General features: G+C 56.4%; 23 protein-coding genes and 1 pseudogene. 8 read left to right on the top strand and 16 right to left on the bottom strand.

The annotated features are described in order from the left end of the window. Nucleotides 1–240 precede the first annotated feature (240 nt). The 5 genes from B8P98_RS14120 (at nucleotide 241) to B8P98_RS14100 (ending at nucleotide 4249) form a co-directional block, all read left to right on the top strand. A complete protein-coding gene (locus B8P98_RS14120) occupies nucleotides 241–1620 on the top strand; it encodes a nucleobase:cation symporter-2 family protein (protein WP_095033149.1) in 1380 nt (459 codons plus the stop codon). After that, nucleotides 1598–2098 (top strand): 2-oxo-4-hydroxy-4-carboxy-5-ureidoimidazoline decarboxylase, encoded by a 501-nt coding sequence (gene uraD / locus B8P98_RS14115; RefSeq protein WP_095033148.1) that lies wholly within the window; start codon nucleotides 1598–1600, stop codon nucleotides 2096–2098. The genes B8P98_RS14120 and uraD overlap by 23 nt, the downstream gene beginning before the upstream one ends. After that, complete coding sequence (gene uraH / locus B8P98_RS14110) at nucleotides 2095–2421, top strand: hydroxyisourate hydrolase (protein ID WP_095033147.1); 327 nt, start codon at nucleotides 2095–2097, stop codon at nucleotides 2419–2421. Before uraD ends, uraH begins: the two co-directional genes overlap by 4 nt. Before the next feature lie 239 nt (nucleotides 2422–2660). After that, nucleotides 2661–2927: a type II toxin-antitoxin system antitoxin HipB gene (hipB, locus tag B8P98_RS14105; protein WP_008804920.1), complete on the top strand. Its 267-nt coding sequence runs from the start codon at nucleotides 2661–2663 to the stop codon at nucleotides 2925–2927. Further along, entirely contained in the window at nucleotides 2927–4249 is a 1323-nt protein-coding gene (locus B8P98_RS14100; RefSeq protein WP_025713159.1) for a type II toxin-antitoxin system HipA family toxin, read from the top strand. Before hipB ends, B8P98_RS14100 begins: the two co-directional genes overlap by 1 nt. Nucleotides 4250–4265: 16 nt before the next feature. Here B8P98_RS14100 and B8P98_RS14095 read toward each other — a convergent pair whose 3' ends face one another. The 5 genes from B8P98_RS14095 to B8P98_RS14075 form a co-directional block, all read right to left on the bottom strand. Beyond that, complete coding sequence (locus B8P98_RS14095) at nucleotides 4266–5558, bottom strand: glycoside hydrolase family 10 protein (protein ID WP_025713158.1); 1293 nt, start codon at nucleotides 5556–5558, stop codon at nucleotides 4266–4268. Nucleotides 5559–5690: 132 nt separating this feature from the next. Next, nucleotides 5691–6695, bottom strand: a complete 1005-nt coding sequence (locus B8P98_RS14090; protein WP_025713157.1) for a fimbrial protein — start codon at nucleotides 6693–6695, stop codon at nucleotides 5691–5693. Then, nucleotides 6683–9184, bottom strand: a complete 2502-nt coding sequence (locus B8P98_RS14085; protein ID WP_025713156.1) for a fimbria/pilus outer membrane usher protein — start codon at nucleotides 9182–9184, stop codon at nucleotides 6683–6685. Before B8P98_RS14085 ends, B8P98_RS14090 begins: the two co-directional genes overlap by 13 nt. A gap of 15 nt (nucleotides 9185–9199) precedes the next feature. Continuing rightward, nucleotides 9200–9895: a fimbrial biogenesis chaperone gene (locus B8P98_RS14080; RefSeq protein ID WP_025713155.1), complete on the bottom strand. Its 696-nt coding sequence runs from the start codon at nucleotides 9893–9895 to the stop codon at nucleotides 9200–9202. Between the two features lie 77 nt (nucleotides 9896–9972). Beyond that, nucleotides 9973–10536, bottom strand: a complete 564-nt coding sequence (locus B8P98_RS14075; protein ID WP_004143457.1) for a fimbrial protein — start codon at nucleotides 10534–10536, stop codon at nucleotides 9973–9975. Between the two features lie 445 nt (nucleotides 10537–10981). Here B8P98_RS14075 and B8P98_RS14070 point away from each other — a divergent pair, with 445 nt between their 5' ends. Beyond that, complete coding sequence (locus tag B8P98_RS14070; RefSeq protein ID WP_025713154.1) at nucleotides 10982–11269, top strand: hypothetical protein; 288 nt, start codon at nucleotides 10982–10984, stop codon at nucleotides 11267–11269. 206 nt (nucleotides 11270–11475) lie between these two features. Here B8P98_RS14070 and map read toward each other — a convergent pair whose 3' ends face one another. The 3 genes from map to B8P98_RS14055 all read right to left on the bottom strand — a co-directional run bounded on the left by map (nucleotide 11476) and on the right by B8P98_RS14055 (nucleotide 13016). Further along, complete coding sequence (map, locus tag B8P98_RS14065; RefSeq protein ID WP_025713153.1) at nucleotides 11476–12279, bottom strand: type I methionyl aminopeptidase; 804 nt, start codon at nucleotides 12277–12279, stop codon at nucleotides 11476–11478. After that, the gene (locus B8P98_RS14060) at nucleotides 12260–12478 is read right to left on the bottom strand and encodes a ParD-like family protein (RefSeq protein WP_002904808.1); all 219 of its coding nucleotides are present in this window, start codon (nucleotides 12476–12478) and stop codon (nucleotides 12260–12262) included. The genes map and B8P98_RS14060 overlap by 20 nt, the downstream gene beginning before the upstream one ends. A 289-nt stretch (nucleotides 12479–12767) precedes the next feature. Beyond that, the gene (locus B8P98_RS14055; protein ID WP_025713152.1) at nucleotides 12768–13016 is read right to left on the bottom strand and encodes a hypothetical protein; all 249 of its coding nucleotides are present in this window, start codon (nucleotides 13014–13016) and stop codon (nucleotides 12768–12770) included. Between the two features lie 296 nt (nucleotides 13017–13312). Here B8P98_RS14055 and B8P98_RS14050 point away from each other — a divergent pair. Then, nucleotides 13313–14968: pseudogene (locus B8P98_RS14050) on the top strand (putative bifunctional diguanylate cyclase/phosphodiesterase). 33 nt (nucleotides 14969–15001) lie between these two features. Here B8P98_RS14050 and B8P98_RS14045 read toward each other — a convergent pair. The 7 genes from B8P98_RS14045 to B8P98_RS14015 form a co-directional block, all read right to left on the bottom strand. Beyond that, a complete protein-coding gene (locus B8P98_RS14045; RefSeq protein ID WP_095033146.1) occupies nucleotides 15002–15937 on the bottom strand; it encodes an alpha/beta hydrolase in 936 nt (311 codons plus the stop codon). Nucleotides 15938–16122: 185 nt separating this feature from the next. After that, on the bottom strand, nucleotides 16123–16263 hold the full coding sequence (locus tag B8P98_RS30960) for a hypothetical protein (RefSeq protein WP_042929501.1): 141 nt from the start codon (nucleotides 16261–16263) through the stop codon (nucleotides 16123–16125). 24 nt (nucleotides 16264–16287) lie between these two features. Further along, nucleotides 16288–16527: a hypothetical protein gene (locus B8P98_RS14040; protein WP_080924600.1), complete on the bottom strand. Its 240-nt coding sequence runs from the start codon at nucleotides 16525–16527 to the stop codon at nucleotides 16288–16290. Between the two features lie 431 nt (nucleotides 16528–16958). Continuing rightward, nucleotides 16959–17402, bottom strand: a complete 444-nt coding sequence (locus B8P98_RS14030; RefSeq protein ID WP_080924601.1) for a PTS sugar transporter subunit IIA — start codon at nucleotides 17400–17402, stop codon at nucleotides 16959–16961. Beyond that, nucleotides 17392–18837: a sugar porter family MFS transporter gene (locus B8P98_RS14025; RefSeq protein WP_080924602.1), complete on the bottom strand. Its 1446-nt coding sequence runs from the start codon at nucleotides 18835–18837 to the stop codon at nucleotides 17392–17394. The genes B8P98_RS14030 and B8P98_RS14025 overlap by 11 nt, the downstream gene beginning before the upstream one ends. Nucleotides 18838–19566: 729 nt before the next feature. Then, nucleotides 19567–20895: a 6-phospho-alpha-glucosidase gene (locus B8P98_RS14020; protein ID WP_025713234.1), complete on the bottom strand. Its 1329-nt coding sequence runs from the start codon at nucleotides 20893–20895 to the stop codon at nucleotides 19567–19569. A gap of 11 nt (nucleotides 20896–20906) precedes the next feature. Beyond that, nucleotides 20907–22439: a PTS transporter subunit EIIC gene (locus B8P98_RS14015; RefSeq protein WP_025713235.1), complete on the bottom strand. Its 1533-nt coding sequence runs from the start codon at nucleotides 22437–22439 to the stop codon at nucleotides 20907–20909. A 255-nt stretch (nucleotides 22440–22694) separates the two neighbouring features. Between B8P98_RS14015 and B8P98_RS14010 the strand changes: the two genes are divergently transcribed. After that, the gene (locus B8P98_RS14010) at nucleotides 22695–23393 is read left to right on the top strand and encodes a GntR family transcriptional regulator (protein ID WP_025713236.1); all 699 of its coding nucleotides are present in this window, start codon (nucleotides 22695–22697) and stop codon (nucleotides 23391–23393) included. A 5-nt stretch (nucleotides 23394–23398) separates the two neighbouring features. Here B8P98_RS14010 and B8P98_RS14005 read toward each other — a convergent pair whose 3' ends face one another. Continuing rightward, entirely contained in the window at nucleotides 23399–24142 is a 744-nt protein-coding gene (locus B8P98_RS14005; RefSeq protein ID WP_025713237.1) for a sulfite exporter TauE/SafE family protein, read from the bottom strand. Nucleotides 24143–24170 lie beyond the last annotated feature (28 nt).

Below are 24170 nucleotides of genomic sequence, written 5' to 3'. Positions count from 1 at the left end.
CACCGCATCGGTGCAATGTGACGAATTGGTTGCCTTTTTATGAATCAAAAGTTTCTCAATGTTGCATTAAGAATCTATTGTTTCAACGGTCTGGTTCAGCAGCGGCGGGAAGACATAGGTAAAGAGAGTGATTTAAGTTGATGATTTTGAAGTGTTAATAAAATTTTCCGATCGTTTTTGTCGCCTCTGGCCTGCTTTGTGCACTAGCCCATGCACTTCTCTTTGCTACGGGATAACACCATGTCTGACGAACATCACAGCGGCCTGCTTTACGGCCTTGAACAGCGGATCCCACCGCTTCCGGCTTTTTTCAGCGCCCTCCAGCATGTGCTGGCGGGCCTGGTGGGGATTATCACGCCGCCGCTGATCATCGGCGCGACCCTCGGGCTTGGCGAGTGGCTGCCGTATCTCATCAGTATGTCGCTGCTGGCCTCGGGCATTGGCACCTTTCTGCAGTCCAACCGGGTCTGGGGCATGGGGGCCGGGATGATCTGCATGCAGGGCACCAGCTTCGCCTTTCTTGGCGTGGCGGTGGCCGGGGGGATGTGGGTGAAAGCGCAGGGCGGCGGGCCGCAGGATATTATGGCGATGCTGTTCGGCGTTAACTTTGTCGCCGCGCTGGTGCCGGTGATTGTCAGCCGTTTTATTGAGCCGCTGAAGAAAATCTTTACCCCGATTATTACCGGCAGCGTGATTGCGCTGATCGGCATCAGCCTGATCAAGGTTAGCGTCATCAACTGGTGCGGTGGGGAAAAGGCCGAGGATTTCGCCAGCATGAGCAACATCGCGCTCGGGGCGGGTACCCTCGGGGTTATCGTCCTGCTGAGCTGCGCCAAAAACCGCTGGCTGCGGCTCTCCTCGGTGGTGGTGGGCATTGTCGTGGGCTGTGTGGCGGCGGGGCTGAGCGGTCAGTTCCATCTTCACAGTCTGGGCGACACCCTGTTTCGTCTGCCGACGCTGTTTCCGTTCGGTTTTCAGTTTAACAGCGCGATATTTCTGCCGGTCGCCCTGGTGTCGCTGGTCTGTATTCTGGAGGCGGTGGGCGATCTGACGGCCAACTCGCTGATTTCGCAACAGTCTATTGATGACCATGCTTTTCGTAACCGGCTGAAGGGCGGTATCCTGGCGGACGGCGTTAGCTGTATGGTGGCCGCCATGCTCTGTGCTTTTCCCAACACCACCTTCGCGCAGAACAACGGCGTGATCCAGATGACCGGGGTGGCCAGCCGCTACGTCGGGCGCTACATTGGCGTGATCCTGATCCTGCTTGGACTGTTTCCCCCGGTAGGCGAACTGCTGCGGCAGATCCCGGCGCCGGTACTGGGGGGCGCCACGATGGTGATGTTTGGCTGTGTGGTGGCGGCCGGGATCCGGATTATTACTCAGACCCCGCTGAGCCGTCGCGATGTGCTGATTGTGGGTCTGGCGTTTGGTGCTGGCCTTGGCGTCGAGTCGGTGCCGGCGTTTCTCAGCCATTTTCCGCCGATGGTCGGCGATCTGTTCGGTTCGGCGGCCACCAGCGGTGGGCTGGTAGCGATAGCGCTGAACCTTATTCTGCCGCAGGAGCAGGCGGCGACGAAAACGATAAGGAGTCAGGATGATCGCGCTGAGTCAGTTTAACGGCCTGAGTAAAGATGAGGCAGTGGGGCTGCTGGCCCCCTGCGTGGCGATCCCGGCCTGGGGCGAGACGCTGGTGAGCTTGCGACCTTTCGCCAGCCGCCATGCGCTGCTGCAGACCGCCCGGGAGGCGATGGCTAACTGGGGAGAGGACGAGCTGAACGCGGCGCTCAGCGCCCATCCGCGGATCGGTGAAAAGCCGACCGGCAGCCAGGCGCACGCGGCGCTGTCGCGCCAGGAGCAGTCGGCGGTGGACAGCGAGAATGAGCGGCTCGCGCAGGCCCTGCGGGAGGGCAATGCCCGCTACGAGGCCCGTTTTGGCCGGGTGTTTTTAATCCGTGCCAAAGGGCGCAGCGGCGATGAGATGTTGCAGGCGCTGACGCGCCGGCTGCAGCATACCGCCGACGAAGAAGTGGCCGAGGCGCTTGCCCAGCTGCGGGAGATTACGATGTTAAGACTGGAAGGAGTGATTGGCGAATGAGCACCCTGAGCACCCATATTCTGGATATTTCCACCGGTACGCCGGCAGAAGGCGTAACGGTCAGCCTGAGCCGGGAGGGCGAGACGCTGGCGACCCTGGTGACCAATGCGCAGGGGCGTATCGCCACCTTCAGCGACGCGCCGCTGCCGGCGGGGCGCTATTGCTTAACGGCGGAAACCGGGGCGTGGTTTACCCGCGCCGGGCGCGAGAGCGTCTTTACCCGGGCGCAGATTGATTTTGTCATCGGCGAGGCGGCAGATGACCATTTCCATCTGCCGTTTCTCATCGCCCCGGGCGGGTGGTCGACCTATCGCGGCAGTTAAGCCCGGCTGTCCGGCCTGGATCGTTACGGAGCGGGCAGAGACAGCCCCCAGGCCCGGTAAGGTGCAGCCGCCACCGGGCATGTACAGGCATCTCAGGCTACCCTCTTTCCTGCTTTATCCCCACATGAGGATAATCCTCTTTCTATCCCCATCAGGGGATAATCTTGACATTATCCCCTGCAGGGTATAAAACCAAATTTATCCCGATAAAGGGATAAATGATGGTGAGGAACCAGACGATGAATTCCCCGCAGATATACAGTCCCGTGCAGCTGGCCAATTATCTGAAGCTGCTGCGCCAGCAGAACCACTGGACACAGGATGCGCTGGCCAGGCGGATCGGTATTAAGCAGGCGACGCTGTCCAATTTTGAAAATCACCCCGACAAAACCACCTTAACCACGCTGTTTAAGATCCTCCAGTCGCTGGGGGTGGTGATGACCCTGAACGCCAAAGCCACAGAGACGGCGCCGGCTCCCGATAACAACACGGACCTTGACTGGTAATGGCAACGCTTATCACCTGGATGAACAATGTGCGCGTGGGCACCTTAACCCGCCAGGCCAACGGGGCGCACAGTTTTCGCTACGACGAAGAGTGGCTGCGCAGCCCGCGCGCCAGACCGCTCTCCCTCTCGCTGCCGCTGCAGTATGGCAATATCACCGCCGACGCGGTGTATCACTATTTTGATAACCTGCTGCCCGACAGCCCACAGGTCCGCGACCGGATCGTCAGGCGCTATCAGGCGCGCTCAACGCAGCCGTTCGATCTGCTGGCCGAAGTCGGGCGCGATAGCGTAGGGGCGGTGACCCTGCTGCCGCCGGGGGAAGAGGCGTATCTGGAGGCATTGCGCTGGCAGACGCTGGACGAGGCGCAACTCACCTCTCTGCTGACCGCCTACCAGTCGGATATACCTCTCGGAATGGTGAACGGCCAGGATGATTTCCGTATCTCGGTGGCCGGCGCCCAGGAGAAAACGGCGCTGCTGCGGATGGGCGGACACTGGTGTATTCCGCAGGGCACCACGCCGACCACGCATATCATTAAACTGCCGATCGGCGAGATTAAGCAGCCTAATGCAACGCTGGATCTGCGTGAAAGCGTGGATAACGAGTATCTGTGCCTGGCGCTGGCCAGAGCGCTGGGCCTGGCGGTGCCGGAGGCAGAGATCATCACCACCCCGCGGATCCGCGCGCTGGCGGTGACCCGCTTCGACCGGCGCTGGGCGCAGGAGGGACGGGTGCTGCTGCGTCTGCCGCAGGAGGATCTGTGTCAGGCGTTTGGTCTTCCTTCAGCGATGAAATACGAGTCCGACGGCGGACCGGGGATCGCCGCGATAATGTCTTTTCTGCTGGGGTCCAGTGAAGCCCTGAAAGACCGCGCTGACTTTATGAAATTCATGGTCTTTCAGTGGCTGGCCGGGGCGACGGACGGTCACGCGAAAAACTTCTCAATTTACCTGCTGCCCGGCGGTAGTTACCGCTTAACGCCGTTCTACGACATTATTTCGGCGTTTCCGGTACTGGGCGGCACGGGTCTGCATCTGCGCGATCTGAAGCTGTCGATGGGGCTCAATGCCACAAAAGGGCGGAAAACGGAGATTAACGCGATCTATCCGCGTCATTTTCTGGCGACCGCCAAAGCGGTGAACTTTCCCCGGGAGCAGATGCTGGCGATCCTCAATGAGTTTGCCGGGCGGGTGCCGCAGGCTATCGACAGCGCCCGCCGGACGCTGCCAGCGGACTTTTCCGCCCACGTCTGGCAGGCCATTACGGAGAATATGCTGAAGCTGCACGCCCGCCTGCAGCAAGGGTTGCAGGCGTTATAGCGAAGCCGGCGGGCGGCTAGCTCTGCGGCTGCCCCCAGCGGCTGCGCAGATAGTTGACCGCCTGTCGGGTTTGCGGCTGATTGAGATTATTTTCGCGGAACAGGATCGTGCCCTGGATCTGCGGCAGAGTCTCATTGAGGTCGAGCTGCTTTTTCAGCTCCGGCACACCGCCGTCCACCGTCCAGTCAGGCTCATTTTTAGACGGCTCACCCACTTTGTACAGCGCCACGCCGATATACAGCCGGGTATGCGTTGGCTTAACCACCTCGGCCCACCAGTTGGCCAGCACATCATAGCGCGCCGCATCGCGGGCAAACGGCCAGTAGATCTGCGGGGCGATGTAGTCGAGCAGTCCCTGCTGCACCCAGCTGCGGGTATCGGCATAGGACTCATCATACGCGGCCGCGCCCCGGGTATCCGACCCCGCCGGATCGTGGGAGCGGTTGCGCCACACCCCGGCCGGGCTCACGCCAAACTCAACGTTCGGATTGAGCTTTTTGATGGTGCTGGAAACCTGGGCAATGAGCTGCTGGGTGTTATGCCGGCGCCAGTCGCCTTTCGAGGCGTAGCCCTGCCCGTAACGGCGGAAGGTTTCATTATCGTTAAGCGGTGAAGCGGCGGTTTCGGTGTAGAAATAGTCGTCGAACTGCACACCGTCAATCGGGTAGTTTTGCACCACTTCTGCGACGATGCTGGTGATCCAGTCCCGCGCTTCGGGGATGCCCGGGTCGAGAACAAAGCGATCGCTGGCGGTGCGGATCCAGTTACGGTGCAGGACGAACACGCTGGCCGGCACCTGCGTGAGGGTGTTATTCAGCTCGGCAACGGTCGACGGTTTGGTGTTGACCGAGACACGATAGGGGTTAAACCATGCGTGAACCTTCATACCGCGCTTGTGCGCTTCATCCAGCATAAACTGCAGCGGATCGTAGCCGGGGTATTCGCCGATTTTACCGGTCAGCATATCGGACCACGGCAGAATATCTGACCGCCAGAGCGCCGTACCGTCCGGCTTCACCTGGAAAAAGACGGTGTTAATGCCCAGGCGCTGCAGGTTATCGAGTTTGGCGATCAGCGCCAGCTTTTGCTGGGTGATGCGGCTCTCCGGCGTACTGGCAATAATCGACCCGACCGGCGGCCAGTCAAGGCGCGAAACGGTGGTGAGCCACACGCCGCGTACCGGCTCCCGGTGCGTCTGGCCGGCTTTAACGGCTGCGCTTTTCGGCGGCGTGACGAGGGATTTAGGGGCCTTACTGGTGCAGCTGAACAGCATGCCGGCGGCAATGAGAACCGCACCTGCCAGCGCCACTTTGCTGGCTAAGGGGAATCGACGAGAATGGCTGATGATAAACTCCCGTGTAATCAGATCGTCGCGTGTAGCGGCTATTCTCTTACGATTCGTGGGTCAGAGCAATTCCTTCATCCGTCGGTTCGCCATCGCTTAGTCATAATGTAAGGTATAGGTCGCAACGGCCGACACCTGACCGGCGGTGACCCGGGGGCGGGTCTGGTAGTAGCGGGCAGTGAGCGGCAGCGTAAACCGTCCCGGGCTGGCGCTGCCCAGCGTCATCTCATGATTCAGGGCGACCGGCTGACGATGGTAAAGCAGTTGCACCCCGATACCCTGCGCCCGATCGTCCGTGGCGTCATTGCGCAAAACGCCATGATCCCGGGCGGTGAGGGGCTCTGCGCCGTCAACACGCAGGGAAACCGTGACCGCGCTGTTGCAATCCAGCTGCAGCGCGAAAGGGGTATCGCCGGTGGTTTTGCCGACGCCGCCGAAGTGGTCAAGCATCGCGGCGGGCAGCTTAATCAGCGCTGGCGTGGCGTCATTCACGGAACATCCCGCGGTGTTGACCCTGCCGGTTAAGTCTAACGCGGCCAGCGGGGTATGCTCTGCCATTAAAAAATGCTCGCTGTGATACTCAAGCTCGCCCGGTGTCGCCGCGGGACCGGTTTTAATAAGCTCAATCGTCAGGCGGAAATAGCCCAGTTTCCACACCGCATCAGGCAATATGGCCGGATTGTTCACCCGTTCGCTAAACGGCGAGGGCGTCGGCCGGTCAGGAAAGCCGCCATAGCCGCCGATAGCGCGCAGCGATACGCGAACGCCAATGCCGGCGAGGTTGGTTTGATAAACCGTCGGTCGCGTCGCCCCGCCGGACAGCAGACTGTCCAGCAGCAGCGGCGACAGTCCGTGCGGGTCGTCCGCGCAGCGGATCCACTGTTCGCCGCCGTCGCTAAGGCGATTCCAGGCAAAACTTTTGTGATACAGCGGGGTGCCCGGTCTGGCGTCAGCCGGCACGGTGAGTTGCCCTACGTTCAGCCGAAGGGTGCTGGCCTGGCCGCGGACAAACACTGGCGTACAGGCCCATCCGCTGACGGCCGGTAACAGGGCAAGTAACAGCGTCAGAGCGGCCCGACGCAGGAGAGTTAAAAAGGACATGTTAACGTCTGCTGTAAAATGAGTGGATGGGGTGTCTGCGCCAGCGTCGGGGTGAGATCGTAGCGGGCAGTACAGTGCTGCTGAGGGCCTGGCCCCCATTGTGCATACAGGGTGCCTTTCGGCGCCAGGCCGGCGAGGTACACCTGACCCTCGCTGGCAACGATGCTGCTGGTATCTTTGGCGCGCACCTCGCTGCCAAAGGGCAGCGGTTGTCCCTGCGACTGCAGTGTAAACAGCGCTTTATAACCAACGTGGGTGTGAAAACGCGCCAGCACCACCGCGTCTTTGGTGGGCACCAGCGTCACGGTGCTGTTGGCCAGATCCACATTCTCCGGCAGCGAGTGGCTGTCGAGGGAGACGTCGTTGCGGTGATAGGCGGTGGCGAAGGGCAACACGGCGTACCCGTCTCCATTGGTGGTGATGGTTTTCTGGTTGGCGAGGGTCACACCGCTGGCACCACCGGCGTCAATCAGTACAACCGAACCATTCATTTCGGGCGTAAAGACCACCCCGTGGCGGTGAATCAGGATACCTCCGCTGGCGCCGTAGTTCAGGCGAGTGGCCTGCGAATCGCGGCTGTAGCCGATATTGAGGTCGCCCATTCCACTGCTGTAGCCGGCCGTCAGGCTGCCGCTGTGCCCGTTTTGCCGATCGAGCGTTTGGCTGACGGCGTAGCTAAGTGCATGATTATCCAGCAAGGTGCCGTTGAGACTGACCATCTGACTGTCGGCACTGTGGCGGGAGGAGGTCAGGGTATAGCCGGCATAGCTGCCCGGCAGCAGATGGCTCAGCGGCACTGAAAGTGACAACGTCACCACTTTGTCGGACTGTGGCTCGTCGTCCTCCTCATCACTGTCACTGCTGTGAGAGTCGCTGTAGCTGAGCGACCACGCGATACCGTGAAACTGGCTGCTGATCCCCATATTGGCGGTACGCTGTGTGGCGCCCCCTGACCAGTAGCTGTCCTGGTCGAGACTCAGATAGAGGGTGATATCGTACGGCAGACTCTGGCTGGCGGTGATTTGCAGGGTCGATTTTTTGTTGTCGTTATCCTGCGAGTCGGCGTCGGGATCCGGGCTGGAATACGCCTCGCTCAGCGTGGCATAGCGCTGATGTGAATAACGCCAGCCCGTGAAGGTGAACTGCGTGCCAAGACGGTCAAAACCTTTGCTGTACTGGAGCTGCCAGGCCCGGCCATCGATCGGATCCTGCTGCTGCCCGTCACGGGCGTTTAACAACTGCAGCGAGAGCGCCCCGGCATCGCCCAGCCCTTGTCCCGCACCGACCGAGAGATTGTGGTATTGCGCCGTGCTTTGCAGCCCGCCAAACAGCGTCAGGTTGTGGGCAAATCCGCGCATCAGCGACAGCTGCATCATCGACGGCTGCTCGCTGGCATCGTCGCTATGATAGCGCCCGGCGACGAGGTTGTATTTCAGGTTGCCTTCGCGCTGCATGCTGGTCACCGAAGCATACGGCTGGGTGAAGCGGCGAATTTCGCCATCCGACTCTTTGACGGCAACCTCAAGATTGCCGCTACTGGCGGTAGGATAAAGATCGTCAATCACGAACGCGCCAGGGGTGACGTAGGTTTGATACAGCACGTAGCCATTTTGCCGAACCGTGACCTGGGCGTTGGTTCTGGCTATCCCGCGGATGGTCGGGGCAAAACCTTTCTGCGAGTCCGGGAGCATCGCATCACTGGAGGCGAGGGCAATTCCCTGAAACTGGACCGCGTCGAACACATCGCCCGACGTGAAGGTATCCCCGAGCGTCAGTTCACTCCGCCAGCGCGTCAGATCGCGCTCAAGCCAGGCGCCGCTGGTGGTCCAGTGGGGCTTATCGTCGCTGTTGGCGGTCAGGCTGTTGCTGGCGCGCAGGCGCCAGGCGCCGGCGTTCACGCCACTTTTCAACATCAGATAGTTATCGCGCTCGGTGTTGCCCTCGCGGGTACGCTGGCTGGCGCCTGAAAAGCGGTAATTGCTCTGAAAGGCGCTGATACCTTCATCCCACAGCGCAGAAGGGACATTATCCCTCGCCTGGTGCGTCATCAGCGCCTGGGGAATGGTCATTAACAGCCGTTGATGGGCAAAATCGAAATTGACCGTACTGCCCGGCAGCAGCGTGGTGAGTTCGGGGCATGAGCGGGGCGTTGCGCCGGGTGCCTGTGCCAGCACGGCCGGATTAACCCCCGCCTGCACCAGGTCTTCCCGTTGAAGGCAGGGCGTCAATTGTCCGCGATCGTTCTGGCGAAACGTGATGATCTTACGGGCGTCCAGGGTGACGCCGTTGACCTGCCAGTTCACCGGATAGTCGCCAGGCGGCTGGCTCGTTTGCTGATTGAAGCGCTGCAGATCCACCGTCGGCAAATGGTCGTTTTTTTCCAGCAGATCCATATTAAAGGTCGCCTGGGCGTGCAAAGGCGCGCTCTGTCCGGCAAGCAGGATGGAGAGGCTGACGACGGTAACGGTATGAGCCGGGCCGTGGCGCATCGCGATTTCAGGCGGTTAATGCGCCGGGACGGGGGCGCTAAACGTCTGTACAGCGCCAAAGTCATCCAGTATGCGCCAGCTCACCTCGTGGGCGCAGGACTCGCCGGCCAGGGCGTACTCTTCACGGCTGTGAGGGGCAATCACGCTGTGCTCAAGCGGCGTTTTCTGGTTCTGGCCCGCGCAGCTGAGCGTGGTGATAGTCACATAATAGGGAGAGGCGTTTTCCGCCTGCAGGTGGTTGCCACTGACGTGCCAGCGCAGGTGCTGCGCCGCGTCGAGCGCCGAGCCGGGGAGCCCTGCCGGGCGATAAATTAACTTAAGTTGATTCTTAATGGCAAATTGCAGAATGTTCTCGCCAGCCGGTGCGGTATTGGCGGGAATCACTTTGATGTTCAGGGTGAACAAACTCTCCCGGTCATGCGGTAGCTGCGGCGAGGTTAACAGCACGCGCAGATCGTTGCTGTCTCCGGCGTCCAGACGGAACAATGGCGGGGTGACGATAAAGGGTGATTTATTATTATCAGCCAGATCGTCCACCCAGCTCTGAATAAGCACCGGATCGTGAGGATTCGTATTTTTGACGGTAATGTCGGCCTCATGACTTTGTTCATTATAAATAACACGTGTGCCGGCAATGGCAACCCCGGCGGCAGACGCCAGGAACGGGCAAAAGAGAAGACTCAGGATAAAAGCCACTTTATAACACTGCATAGTTGAGGATCCGGTCACGAGGAATGAAAATAAGGGCAGGGGGATCTGCCCTTGATAACGACGGAAATCAGAACATTCTATTCATAAACAATATCAATATTGGCTGTGGCATTAATATTGCCGGCAGTCACATCCTGTGAGGAATCGCTTTTCAGATCGGCAATAAAGTTAAATGCAATATCACCGTTTTCGTCGGCTTGCGAAACCGCCGTTTTGCTCTGCTTGTCAAAGGTCAGCTGAGTGCCTTCCGTTGAGCCATCAGGAGAAGAGAAGACTTCAATGCCCACACCTTTGGCGGTATCCGCGGCGTCGGAGAGCGCCAGCACGGCGGCGCTGGTGCCGTTAGCATTGGTGTCTGGGGTACCCTCCAGGCTGATACTGATGTTCTGTGCCAGCGGGCAGCCGGTCAGGTTGATGGTGAACGGCGTTTCTGCGGTTTTCGCTTCATGTGATTTCAGCGCCGACATATCGACGTTGCCAAAATCGACATTCACATCGCCACCATTGTTAGCGATCTGGCAGGACTCGTTAATAATTTTACCGGTGAAATTCAGTGTTCCCGCCGCGCGGGCGGTGGTCACAGTAGCCAGACTTAAGGCCAGCAGTGAACCAACAACCAGCAGGGTGCCTTTTTCTTTCATACTCAAACCTTATTAAATAATCACAAGTTAATAAAAGCGTTTAACATTTTTAAAGCATGTTTTTTATTTCTGTTCACAAAAGAACGGTAAGCATCGCTAATGTATACTGCCGTCGGGGGCGGGATTATACGGAGAACATCGTAAAGGCCCATTGATAAGGTGTGTTAAGCTGTAACATTATTTATTTTTTAGTGTAAGTATAATCTCATTTGATATTAAAAATGGTTCCATACATATAATGCATTATTTCCAGTAGATAACTATTCCGACATATTTTTGATAAAAAGTTGCTGTTATTCCCGGCAGTTGAACGGACAGCCCGGAATAATCATTTACGCTGCCATTATTTTGCAGTAGCGTGGAGTAACGGCAGGAAGCCGCAGGTTGTATGACACAGAAACGATTCTGTGCCGCGCAGTGTCACCCGTTCTCAAGGAAGATTGCTATGTCTCCGTCCCGTCTCGCTCTGTTATGTCTGTGTCTGGCGCCGCTGGCGTCGTCTGCGGCCCTCTCTGGTCAGGTTCATTTTTCAGGGCATGTCATCAATCCGGCCTGTCTTATCACCCCGCAGCGCGATCGTATCGCGGTTTCGTGCCAGCACCGTTCACCGCAACAGGTCGCTGTGACAGGCCACCGCCCACGCTATGCGATGCCGGATAATCGCGGCGAGGTCAGTATCCACTGGCGAAATGCACAGCATAGTGAAGCGGATGTGATTATTCGCTATCGCTAAGGCGGGATAGAGGCGATGAAGGGTAAGCGGATGCAGAAGGTAAAAGGTAAGCTGTGGTGGGGTTTATGCGCGCGCCAGTCGTAAGCACCGGGGCGACGCGCGCGCAGAAAATCATTCATGAAAACAATTATTGCCGCCGCCCGGCAGCAGAATCAGACGTTAGCCGGGCTCCCGGGCGAACAGCGGGATCGGCAAGCGGCCCACCGTCATACAGAAAGGGAAGACACGCTGTGTATCCGCGCTTGCTCATCGTCGCGTAGCGTCAGCACCTCAAAACCGTTCGCGGTGACGGCTACGGTATGTTCCCACTGTGCCGACAGTTTTTTATCGCGGGTAACCACCGTCCAGCCATCTTTTTTGGTCTTGATGCGGCTGTCGCCCTGGTTGACCATCGGCTCGATAGTGAACACCATGCCTTCGCGCAACACGGCGCCTTCCCCGGGCCTGCCGTAATGCAGCACCTGCGGCTCCTCATGCATTTCCTGACCAACGCCGTGACCGCAGTATTCTCTGACCACGCTGTAGCCATGGTCCTCGACCCAGCGCTGGATAGCATGGCCAATGTCGCCCAGCGTCGCGCCAGGTTTCACCACCTCAATGCCTTTCCACATCGCTTCATAGGTGGTCTTTACCAGCCGGCGGGCCAGCGGGGAGACGTCGCCGATGAGGTACATCTTACTGGAGTCAGCGATCATGCCTGCTTTTTCCAGCGTAATGTCGACATTGACAATCATCCCCGAGCGCAGATGTTCGGTCGCTTTGGGGATCCCGTGGCACACCACATCGTTAACAGAGGTGTTTAACACATAGGGAAAATCATATTGTCCCTTGCTGGCCGGGCGGGCGTGCAGCTGGTTGACGATAAAATCTTCCACTCGATCGTTAATTGCCATCGTGGTGACGCCGGGCACGATAAAGGTATCCAGCATATCAAACACCGATGCCAGCAGCTGGCCGGCATGGCGCTGCCGCGCGAGTTCATCGGCAGTTTTAATGATTATTGATGGCATTGATCACCTCCAGCAGACGGTCAGAGCCGGATTTCAGCATCAGCAGTTTGATTTGCTGGTGGTTAAGCTCGGGGTAGAGTTCACTCATCATACCCAGACGGATCCAGTATTCCGCCTGGGCATTGACGGAGCGGGACATGGCTTTGCTGGCATCACGAATATCATCGTGCAGCAGATCGGAGATTTTGACGATTCCCATAGATATATACCGTAATGATTCGTATATACATCGTATACAATCCAGTGCGGTATGTCCTTGGCATTTTGTGGCGTGGATGGTGAGCACCATGTAAAAAAGCCCGACCAGCGGGCTTATATTCAGCATTTTTTCGGGTTAAACATTCGCGCTGTTCACCATGGCGAAAATTACCCATTAAATTATCGGTATGCAGAAAGAAAATAACATGATGGCAACGCATCAGTATATTTTATGCAGGTGTTAATTTTGCGTATTAATATTCTCCCGTCAGGCCGGGAATCCAGGGGGTTTACAGCGCGTCGGTGAGTTTATCCACCACGACTTTACCACTGTTATCGAACTGCGTTATGCGAAAGCAGTCGCTCCAGGAGCGGCGGGTCGTAAAGCGGTCGAAAAGTGACACCCGGCCTTTACGCTGACCGTCTTTACTCAGAATAACCCATTCAGTGACTGCCGAATAATGCTGGTTATTGTCATGACGACTCTGTTGTTCAACAAGCTGGTCTTCTTTTTCCACTTTTAAATAATCACGCAACATATTTAACCTCCATAGAAAGTATTATTAACATTACTCCTTTTATTTATTCTTTCAATCAAACTTTTTAATCAATAAAAGTGACTATTAGTGGACGATTGAAGTGGCAAAAAGGCCGAGGCGATCACCTCAGCGGACAGGAGATTCCACTACGCTTTATCATGTATTCGCTGCACTGCCTGCGACTGCCGGGGCCGCAAAGAGGGCAACATAACGCGTTAACCTTGTATTCATCATGGGTGTTGTTCTGCTATATCTAGTGCGTTTTGCCACGACCGAGCCACAGAGAGCGCTGTAACATGAGTCACGATCACCTGACAGACATTGCCTATCGCCACTTTATTGAAAGTGTTAAAGATTATGCCATATATATCCTGAGCACCGACGGCGCGGTCATCAGCTGGAACGAAGGTGCCCGCCGGGCAAAGGGCTATCTGAGCGAAGAGATTATCGGTCGCTATTTTGGTCTCTTCTATAGCGAGGCCGAGCAGCGCTCCGGCGTGCCAGCGAAAAATCTGGAGGTTGCGGTCCGTACCGGACAGTTTGAGGGCGAAGGCTGGCGCTATCGCAAAGACGGCTCCCGCTTCTGGGCGCATGTGATGATCGATACTATCCACGATGAGCAAAATACCCTGCTGGGTTTTGCCAAAATTACCCGGGATATTAGTGAACAAAAGGCGATTAACGATCGTATTGCCTGGATGGCGCGATACGATGCGCTGACCGGGTTAACTAACCGCGTGGAATTCTTCGAGCGGGCGGAAAAGCTGATCACCAGTAATGATGCCCGCCGGTTTGCTGTTTTCACAGTCGACCTGGATAAGTTTAAAGAGATTAACGATCTGGAAGGCCATCTTATTGGCGATCAGCTGCTGCAGCGCGTGGCGGGCGCGGTGCTGAAAACGCTGCAGAAAGAGGAGGTGGTGGCGCGCTTTGGCGGCGATGAGTTTGTTGCGCTCAAGCCTTTCTAGGATGAGAGCGAAGTGGACGCCTTTGCCGCCCGCCTGTGGCACTGTTTTAGCGGCAAACAGACCTTTGCCGCAACGGAAGTGATCCTTTCCGCCAGCATTGGCATTTCGGTCTATCCGCTGGACGGAACGGACATTAACACCGTACTGAGTAATTCCGATCTGGCCATGTACCGGGCGAAAAGCAGTCTCGATACCAAAATATGCTGGTACGAACGTGAAATGGATGACAAAACGCGGCAGCGAAATATGATGGCCGCCGACATTCGCCGTGGAATTCACACCGGAGAGTTCTCGCTGCACTATCAGGCGATCCGCAATATTAAAGATCGGCGGATAACCGGTTACGAAGCGCTGTTGCGCTGGCAGCATCCGCAGCTGGGAGCGATCCCTCCGGAGGTGTTTATTCCGGTCGCCGAGGAGAGTGGCGCCATTGTGCCATTAGGCTACTGGGTACTGGAGCAGGTCTGTAGCGAGTCACTGGATAACCGGCTGAACAAAAAAATCTCAGTTAATATCTCACCGGTACAGTTGCGTCACCGTAGCTTTATCGAAAAAGTCCGCGAGATCCTGATGCGAACCGCTTATCCGGTTAGCCTGCTGGAATTTGAAGTGACGGAGACGGCGTTCATCATCAATAAACAGCTGGCGTTCAGCGTGCTGCATCATCTGCAAAAAATGGGCATCAGTATCGCGCTGGATGATTTCGGCACCGGCTACTCCTCCCTGAGCATGCTGCGCGATTTTCATTTCGACGTGATTAAACTCGACCGTAGCTTTATGCAGGATGTGGAGAGCAATCCTCAGGTTCGTTCTTTTGTGCGGGCGATAATTTCGCTGGGTAACTCAATCAATACCCCGCTTATCGCCGAAGGGGTGGAAACCGAGGGGCAACGGCAGATCCTCGAAGAAGAGGGATGCGACGAAATGCAGGGCTTTCTGTTCGGCGAGCCGGTCGATATTAACCATCTGCCGCAGCAGAATTAACGCGCCCGCCGTTGGCTGGTGGGCGCGGGATCGTTACTGATGCGCCAACGGAGGCTGCCCGGAGAGATGAAGCAGCGCGGAGCGCAACGAGACATCGAACATCTGCCCATGCGTCAGTCCAGGGTAGCGCCAGAACTGCACCGTCAGACCGTTACCGGCCAGCTGCCGCTGGGTCTGACGCAGTACGCCCAGGGAGGCTTCATGCCCGGAGGGCTCGGCGGCGGCTTTTCCATCGCCTTCCAGCAGATACAGTGACGTCCCGGTAAACGCGGTGCCATCAAGGGTCGCGGTGTCCTTCAGGGGATAGGTCTGCGCCTGGCCAAGCGACGGGCTGGCAGAATAGTAGATCCTGAACAGGGAGTGGTTTCGCCACGCGTCGAGTACAAACAGTCCGCCGTAGGAGTGGCCCCAGAGAGCCCGCTGGCGCGGATCTATTTTCAGGTTAGCTTCCGCCTGGGGCACCATCGTTTCGGTCAGGAGCTGGCGAAAAATATAATTGCCACCGGTTTTCCGCGGCGGTGGCGCGGGTTTACCCGTGCGAGGTGTGAACGTCTTTAGCGGTGGGGTGTAATCCCAGGCCCGGGCGGCGGTGTCGAAAGGCAGCGCCGTCTGATAGCCGATCGCGACGATCACCGGCGGGGAGCCAGCGGAAAGCTGCTGCAAAAATGCGTCGCTGAGCTTATCCATCACCGCGTTACCGTCCAGCATATACAGCACCGGGTAACCGGCGGCAGGGGGCGCTTTATTGGGTACGGCGGTCCACACCCGGTAGTGGCGTGCACCATCGACAGAATCATACTGGCGTTGGGTAAAGTGGTAGAAAGCCGATCCTTTGGCCGCGATGTTTGGCCCCAGCGGCTGAAGATCTGGCCGGGCGCAGCTGCCGCTACTGTAGAAGAGTGCTCCAACCGCCAGCGTCAGCAGCCCGCTAGCCCGGCCTGTGGTGATGCTCCCTGAACTCTGCTTCACGTCGTCTGTTCCCCCTGTTTTTTATCTTCTGACATTTTGTCGGGCCGACACGTTAGCACAGCTTGATTGATAATGGTTCTCATTTCTTTTTGTGCGCGAACATTGAGGCTGAATGGCTGCGGTCGGGGGGCGCAAATGGTACAGATAAGAGAGCAGGCCGCCTGTCGGCGACCTGCTCAGAACGGTCAGGGGTCGCGGTGGAGGTTACGCAACAGCCTCTTTATCAGCGGGGCGATCGCGATAAAGAGCAGCGCAATAATCACGACCAGCAAAAGCGTCAGCCCTTTATGGTGGCTGATAAGCACCCACAGCATCGCCAGCGTCATTAGCAGATTCCTTGTATGTCCGCGTTAGCCGTCACTGAGGTGAATGAAATTCAACAAAATAGTCATCACCACCCAGGCCAGCAGCAAAAAGCGTCGTTTGTCATGACGTGATTCCAGCGCAGCGAAATAATTCGCGCTATACCAGGTTGATATAATAATAGCCAGCGTGATGATGGCCTGCCAGACCGCTTCGCTGTAGCCAGTGATGCGGCTTATCCCACGAAAGCAGAGTACAATCGCGATACCATTAAGTGCGTTGCACATCAACCATCCCCACAAACTGGCAGGACGGCGAAAAAAATATCCAAGTCGTAAAACCAATGTCGTATACACCTTGCCAAAATAATCGCGCTGTAAAATGCAGTTTAAATGCCGAAAGGGTATTGATGTAAATCAAAATTAATGGGATGGCGAGATTATTCCTGGCGAGGCGCGTCAATAAACGCCTAAAGCAGAGAACGGCGAAAATGTAGGGATAATATCTATATCATTGTTTTATATGTGTAAAGTAGAGGTGTTACTGCGATAGTTGCTACACTCGTTATATTTATAAGTCATTTAAGATACGTTAATTTCCATTGTTATTATTGGGATTGACGTTATAACGGGGAAAATTAGGTGATTCGTAAGATCGTCTTCCTGCCAGGGGTAAGTAAAGAAGCCACCCGGGACAACGGCCCCGGGCGGAAAGGCACTTAATGGGGCAGGGCGTTATGCTGCAGAATTTTCAGGAAGTCATTTTTGTCTGAAATTAATGACAGCGCGTTAGCGATTAGCTCATCGCTAAATATCGAGGCAATTTCTTTGAGCACATCAATATGCTCTTTCTCTTTCGCGATCACGCCGATGGCAATAAACATCACATTGCTGCGATCCCAGATAACCCCATCAGGAAACTGATAGATCTCAATCCCGGTTTTGAGGATGATATCCGTCGCGGATTTCGGCAAATGTGGCAGGGTGATGCCATTGCCCAAAAAGGTCGAGACCTGATGTTCGCGCTCCAGCAGAAAGTGAACGCACTCCTGATTGACATAGCCTTTGGCTTTAAACTCCGCGCCAATCATGGCGATGACTTCCGCTTTGTTACTGGCCTTGCAGCCGATGTGCAGATTATCGAGCGTGATGTTATCGATCATAACCAACCTCCCTGGTGAGACGAGTGGATTTTTTACCCTCATGATTCGCTGACAGCTCCGCTTCTAACTGCTCAAGCGACTTATTGGACGTCTCGGGCAGGGCGAAGACCACGAAAAGAATGGCTAAATAGTTGATGGCCGCGAAGATGAAGAAGACCGGCCCAAGGCCCAGTTTCGCCTGCAGCAGCGGGAACAGATAGCTGACCACCGCGTTCATGATCCACATGAAAAATACCGAGATACCCATCGACAGACCGCGGAATTTTAGCGGGAACAGCTCGGCTAAGACCACCCAGGTAATAAAGCCCATCGAGCCCTGCATCACACCGACGAACAGCGCGCCCAGCAGCCAGATGACGGTGGCTTTCAGATCGCCCACCAGGGTGTAGTCGACAGTGGCGATAATCAGGTGCAGCGTGGCCATAATGGCAAAGCCGTAGATAATGATCGTCTTACGTTTGAAACGGTCGACAAGGAACAGCACGCCAATCAGCATACCGCCCACAGAGAAAACACCGTTCAGCACGTTGCAGATCAGCGAGGTTCGTTCGGAGAAACCGGCGGCACTCAGAATTTCCGTACCGTAATACATAATGACGTTAACGCCGGTGGTTTGCTGCAGGGCGGCCCAGGTAATACCGACCAGCAAAATTTTGAGGATCCAGGGCGTTTTGACGATCGTGGCAAAGGTGCCCTGGGCGCTGTTCTTATTGCCAGCTTCAATTTTGATTAAGGTAGAGATGTCGTCGTACTCTTTCTGCGCGCGTTCCGCCGGGCGGATCTGTTTGAGAATATACAGCGCTTCATCATGACGATTTTTGCTAATCAGCCAGCGCGGGCTTTCCGGCGCGCGCCACATGCCCACGAAAAGACAGATGGCCGGGATGGCCTGGACCAGCAGCATATAGCGCCAGACGTCCGGCAGATGGCCCCAGATGATGCCGATGATCGCGTTGATGGCAAACGCCGCCAGCTGGCCAATGACGATGGCGACTTCATTCAGGCCGGTGAGTTTGCCACGCATCTCGGTGGGCGCCACTTCAGAAATGAAGGTCGGAGCGGTAACCGAGGCGCCGCCGACGGCGTAGCCCAGCAGGGCGCGGGCAATCAGCAAAGTCGTGATATCGGGGGCAGCGGCGGAGAGCAACGCACCGATGAGAAAAATAAAGGAGAGAAACAGTAAGTATTTTCGCCGGCCGAAGAAGTCGGCAAACTTGCCGCCAAAGACGCTGCCCAGCGCGGCGCCGACCAGCAGAACGCTCATGACCAGCCCCTCGGTGGTCGGGGTCAGCGCCATGTATTGCTTCAGTGAGGAAAAGGCGCCGTTAATCACGCCGGTGTCGTAACCGAAAAGCAGGCCGCCGAAGGTGGCCACTAAGGTAATCTGATGAAGTCGTTTTCTCTGTTGCTGGTTCAGGTTTGTTATAAATGACATGGTAGTCCCTTTATTTTGTTGAACGACACAAGATAAAAATACATCTCCCCAGTCAGGATTTATCACGCCTGTGTTGTCGTAACTAACTGAATTAAATGATTTTATTCTTTGTGTGATTGCTCGGCACAAGGCAGGGTACGCTAAGCAATGGCGGTCAAAGAGGTTTACGGCTTGGTGTTGACATAGATGTAGTCGATATCCGTTCTCCTTTTGGGTTAGCGATCTTCAGTGCGTCGGTCGCGCCGACATTTGCCGATGAACAGCGCTCTGGTGTAGTACGTTGCTGTCGCTCCGGCGATTTACCGTGGTAAGAATATGGCACAAAGAAATGGAATGAGCATGCTACAAGATCACATTATGAAAATTTAATTTCAAATTGGTGTTGCAGAATGGTAAATGCATGAAGCCAATCACAAAGGATGGAGGGAGCATATCCCCATGAAAACCAGGTTAAATTTACATCCTGGTAATAATGATGTTGTTTTCAGTGGGTTAATGTAAATCAAAGAATACAACGCAGATCACATTTTTACGCCATAATACCGAAGAATAGAATTTATATTTCATTACTGTGATCAGGGTAAAACGAGGATGGCGGCCTTCTGGCAACGGTCTGGAGGGGAAGAAAGCCCATGGGGGAGGTTATAGGATGAATGTGTGGCCGGCGGGAACGCTGGGTAAAAATGCAGAGAAGGGGGATTCTCTACATCTTACCCATCACGAAAAAGATCAGTGCAGTGCGGGCCAGTAGCCTTCGTTGGCGACGATCAGTTCATCGAGGATGGCTTTCGCCACCGCGGCGCTGGGCACCGTTTTTGACAGGGTGATGGCCTGCCACAGTTTCTGGTAACTGCCCTCAATCCAGGCATCAACCACCAGCTTCTCGACCGCCACCTGCTGCTCCATCAATCCTTTCTGGAACGACGGGATTTTCCCCATCGCCAGCGGTTCCGGGCCGTTGACGCCCACCAGACAGGGAACTTCCACCATCGCCGTCTCATCAAAGTTGGCGATGGCTCCGTTGTTCTCGACGATCAGCAGCATCCGCTCCTGGGTGTTAAAGGCGATGGCGCAGGCGAGGTCGACAATAAAAGTGGCATGGGCCCCGGCATGGAAATGCGCGCCTTCCGCAGTACCGCGACGGGTGATCTCCCGGGCCATATCAAACACCTCTTTTTCACGCCCGGCCATGACCTCGTTGGCCCGGGTAAAGTCTGGATCGGCGTGCGCCACCTCATAGTCCGGGTAGAGATAGTATTTCAGATAGGTGTTAGGCAGCGTCGACGGATCGAGGGCAAACACATCCTTCACCTTTTTAAACGTCTCGATCCAGCTCGGCGCCTTATGCTGAAAGTCTTCCTTTGGGCTGCTGTATCCCTGCTCCGCCACGTGACGTTTCAGCGCCGGCATCAAATCGTTACCGGCTTTATCGGTGATGCTGGTCCACCAGCCGAAGTGGTTCAGGCCGTAGTATCGGACGTTCAGCGCCTTACGCGATGGCAGGCCGAGGATGTCGGCAAACAGCCCCTCGATGGCCACCGGCATATCGCAGATGTTGATGATGCGCGCGTCGGGCCGCAGACGACGGGTCGCTTCCGCGACGATAGCCGCCGGGTTGGAGTAGTTGAGCATCCAGGCCCCTGGCGCGTACTGCTGCATATAATCGACCAGCTCCAGCACCCCGGCAATGGAGCGCATACCGTAGGCAATCCCACCCGGGCCACAGGTCTCCTGACCCGGCACGCCATATTTCAGTGGGATCTTTTCATCCTTTTCCCGCATCTCATACAGGCCAACGCGAATATGCGCCATCACGAAATCCACGCCGGTAAAGGCCGCCTGCGGATCGGTGGTATAGCTGAACTTCACCTGCGGGAAGCGTTCTGCCACCAGAATGGCGCAGGCGTCGCCGATGGTCTTCTGACGCTGGTGATGGTTGTCGTACAGACGGATCTCCCGCAGGGGAAAGCGTGACATATTTTCCAGTAACATCATCACAATCCCTGGGGTATAAGTACTGCCGCCGCCGGCAATCGTGACCACAAAATTATCTTTCATTTACCACCTCGTTATTCAGTAACACCCAGACTGGCGTTGACCGCCGTTCGAATTTTGTTGACCCCCAGGCCATAGATCACCTGGACATGGTTTCCTTTGATCAGCACGTTGCTCCCGCCGCTCTCTTTCAACAGCGTCTGCTGGATAAGGGCGGGGTCCCGCACATCAACCCGCAGACGGGTAAAACAGTTTTCCACCGCACAGACATTCTCTTTACCGCCCAGCCCGGCAATCACCAGCGCGCCTTTATCCCGATGCTCGCGATTAGCCTGTTGCGAATGTTCATCGTCGGCTGCGGTTTCGCGCCCCGGGGTGAGCAGCCGCAGACGGGTAATACAGAAGGTGCCGACCAGGTACATGGTCGCGGTTTCCAGCAGGCCGAGGGCGACAAACAGCGGCCAGCGCGTCACGCTGGCGCCTGCCGGGAGGTTATATACGACGAAATCGATAAGGCCGTTGGTGGCGCAGACCCTGACATGAAGCAGCCAGGCCAGCATCTGGAAAAAACCGTCCAGCAGGGAGTAGATAAGCCACAGCAGCGGGGCGGTGAAGATAAAGAGAAATTCAAAAGGTTCGGTGATCCCCACCAGGACGGAGGTAACAATCAAGGGGATCAGCGTGACTTTCAGCCGCTGCTTATTCTCCGGTTTCGCTGTGCGGTAGAAGGCGAGCGCCATACCGGCGGTGCCGAAAATCTTCACCATGCCATAGGTGAGAAAACGGGCGGAATCACTCAGCGCGCCAATGGGATGGCGGGCGATTTCGGCAAGAAAAATGGGCTTGGCACCCATTACCGTCTGACCATCAACCAGCAACTGACCGCCGATAGAAGTAAACACAAACGGCGACCAGATCAGATGATGCAGCCCGGTCGGGATCAGGAACCGGTTGAGAAAGCCGTACAGGAAGACCCCGATGGCGCCAAAGGATTTCATAAAGCCGGTCAACGCTGAGATGCCCAGCTCCACCATCGGCCAGAGATAGACGGTGGCGATAGCAAACAGGCCAACCAGCGGCAGCATCACGATCAGCACCAGCTTGCTGTTGCCGTAGATCGACAGCGCGCCGCGAAACTCAATACCGACCACACGATTGTGGACAAAGGCGACGGCGCAGCCGAGGATGATACCGAGGAACACGCCCATATCGATAACCTGAAAACCGAAGATAAAGGTTTGTCCGCTGCCGTACAGTTGCGCGTTAGTGGCCCCGGTCGCCAGGCGATGGGTCAGGGTCAGCCAGCTGTTGTTCGCCGCCAGGTAGATAAGCCAGGTCATCGCCGCCACGAAGGTCGCTTCAGCCTTGCGGGTTTTCGCGAGGCCGCTGGCCAGCCCCAGGCAGAACAGAAACCCGAGATGGTTCATCAGCGCCCAGAGCATGCTGGAGACGAATTTCCCCACCAGGTAGATCCCGCTGCTTTCATCCACCCACAGTCGGTTGGTTGTCATGCTGAACAGGGCGATCAACAGGCCGATAGCTGGCAGATACAGCACCGGCCCGATCATCGCCTTGGAAAAGTCCTGAAGCTTTTTCACCCCAATCATGGTTGTCCTCTTGTCCTCGCAGACCTGCTGAATAGGCTTATCAGACTAGGAGCTGACCATCGGTATCCCGAGCAGGAAAAGGGCCAACTGTGACGAAAGTCATATATATTGTTACTGGACAGATATATAAATATGGCGTGATTTATAGATGAGTTAGGGTTGGATTTTTCGCCGTAAAATAAAAATAATCCTTTATTTACATTTGGTTGATCAGAATTCCATTTGCCAGAAACTACGCCATCGAGACATCTAAAAGTGATTTATAAAAAGATTGCCACTGAACTGAAGGCCCGCATCAACAGCGATGACTATGCCGTGGGCGATATGCTGCCCAGCGAAAAAGCGCTCGCTGCGGAGCTGCAGGTCTCGGTGATGACGCTGCGCAAAGCGCTGGCGCTACTGGAGGAGGAAAAACTGATTGCGCGGCGTCACGGTAGCGGAACCTGCATTGTGCGTAAAAGCAACTATCATGGCGGAGAACTGGAGGGGTTTAACTACCAGATGCAGGTGGTCGGCGTCACCAACTACCGTAACAAAGTCATTGAATTTACGCTGCTTGATGCCCCTCCGGCCATTGCCCAGCAGTTAAAGATCCAGCCGGGGGAGAAAGTGTATTACGTCCGACGGCTGCGGCTAATCGATGAGGTGCCGATCCTGGTGGAAAACAGCTATATCCCATTCGCCACCTTTCCCTGGCTCAGCGTGGGTAACCTCGAGCAGTCTAAGTTCAACTATTTCAAAAAAGAGTGCCATATCACCATTATCGAGAGCCACCGCAGCTATACCCCGGTGTTGGCGACCCGCGAGCAGGCGGAGCTGCTGCAGGTGGCGCCAAACAGCCTCCTGCTGCGGGTGCAGTCGATCAGTTACGCCCAGAACCGGGCGATCGTCGATTTCTCCGACATTTACCAGAACACCAGTAAATACAATGTGAAACACATTACCCGCCGCTAGTGGATTCAGGCCAGCCATCCCCGACAGATCAGCTCCACTCCCAGCGCCAGCAGGAACAGCAGAAAGCCCTGACGAAAGCGTTGCGGGCTGAGACGGGTGCGGATCCGTTGTCCCAGCCACATGCCGAGCAGCGCCGGTAACAGCGCCAGTGCCGACAATAGCCCTGCATCATCATGCCAGCCATCGTGCAGGGCGAGGCCAGCCGCCATCGCCAGGGTGGAGAGGGTGAACGACAACCCCAGGGCCTGCACCAGCTCGTCGCGGCGAAAGCCCAGCGCCTGCAGCCAGGGAACGGCCGGAATGACGAATACCCCGGTCGCGCCGGTGATCACGCCGGTCAGCCCACCGACGATCGGCGACAGCCACTTCTCCACGCGGGCGGAAACCTGAAACACCGGACCGCAGAGCGCATAAGCGGCATAGACTATCAATGCGGCGCCAAGCGCCAGCGCTGACCACCGGGGATTGAGGTCGATCAGCAGTGAGGACCCCGCCAGCGTGCCAATAAGAATCCCGGTCATCATAAGCCAGAGGCGGCGCACAATCTGCGCCAGCGCCGGGCCGGCCAGTAACTGCCAGAGATTAGTGAGCAGCGAGGGGAGCACCAGCAGCGCTGCGGCGGCCTGCGGCGGCATCAGCAGGCCAAGCAGGCCCATCGCCACCGTGGGCAATCCCATGCCGGTCACCCCTTTGACCAGCCCGGCGGCAATAAAGATCAACAGGAAAGAGATCGTGTGTAAATCGAACATTATGGCTGACTTTTCAGGGTAGAAAGGG

Source organism: Klebsiella quasivariicola (assembly GCF_002269255.1).
GTDB lineage: Bacteria > Pseudomonadota > Gammaproteobacteria > Enterobacterales > Enterobacteriaceae > Klebsiella > Klebsiella quasivariicola.
The sequence above is the reverse complement of the archived record's forward strand: the minus strand, read 5'-3'. Positions and strand labels throughout refer to the sequence as shown.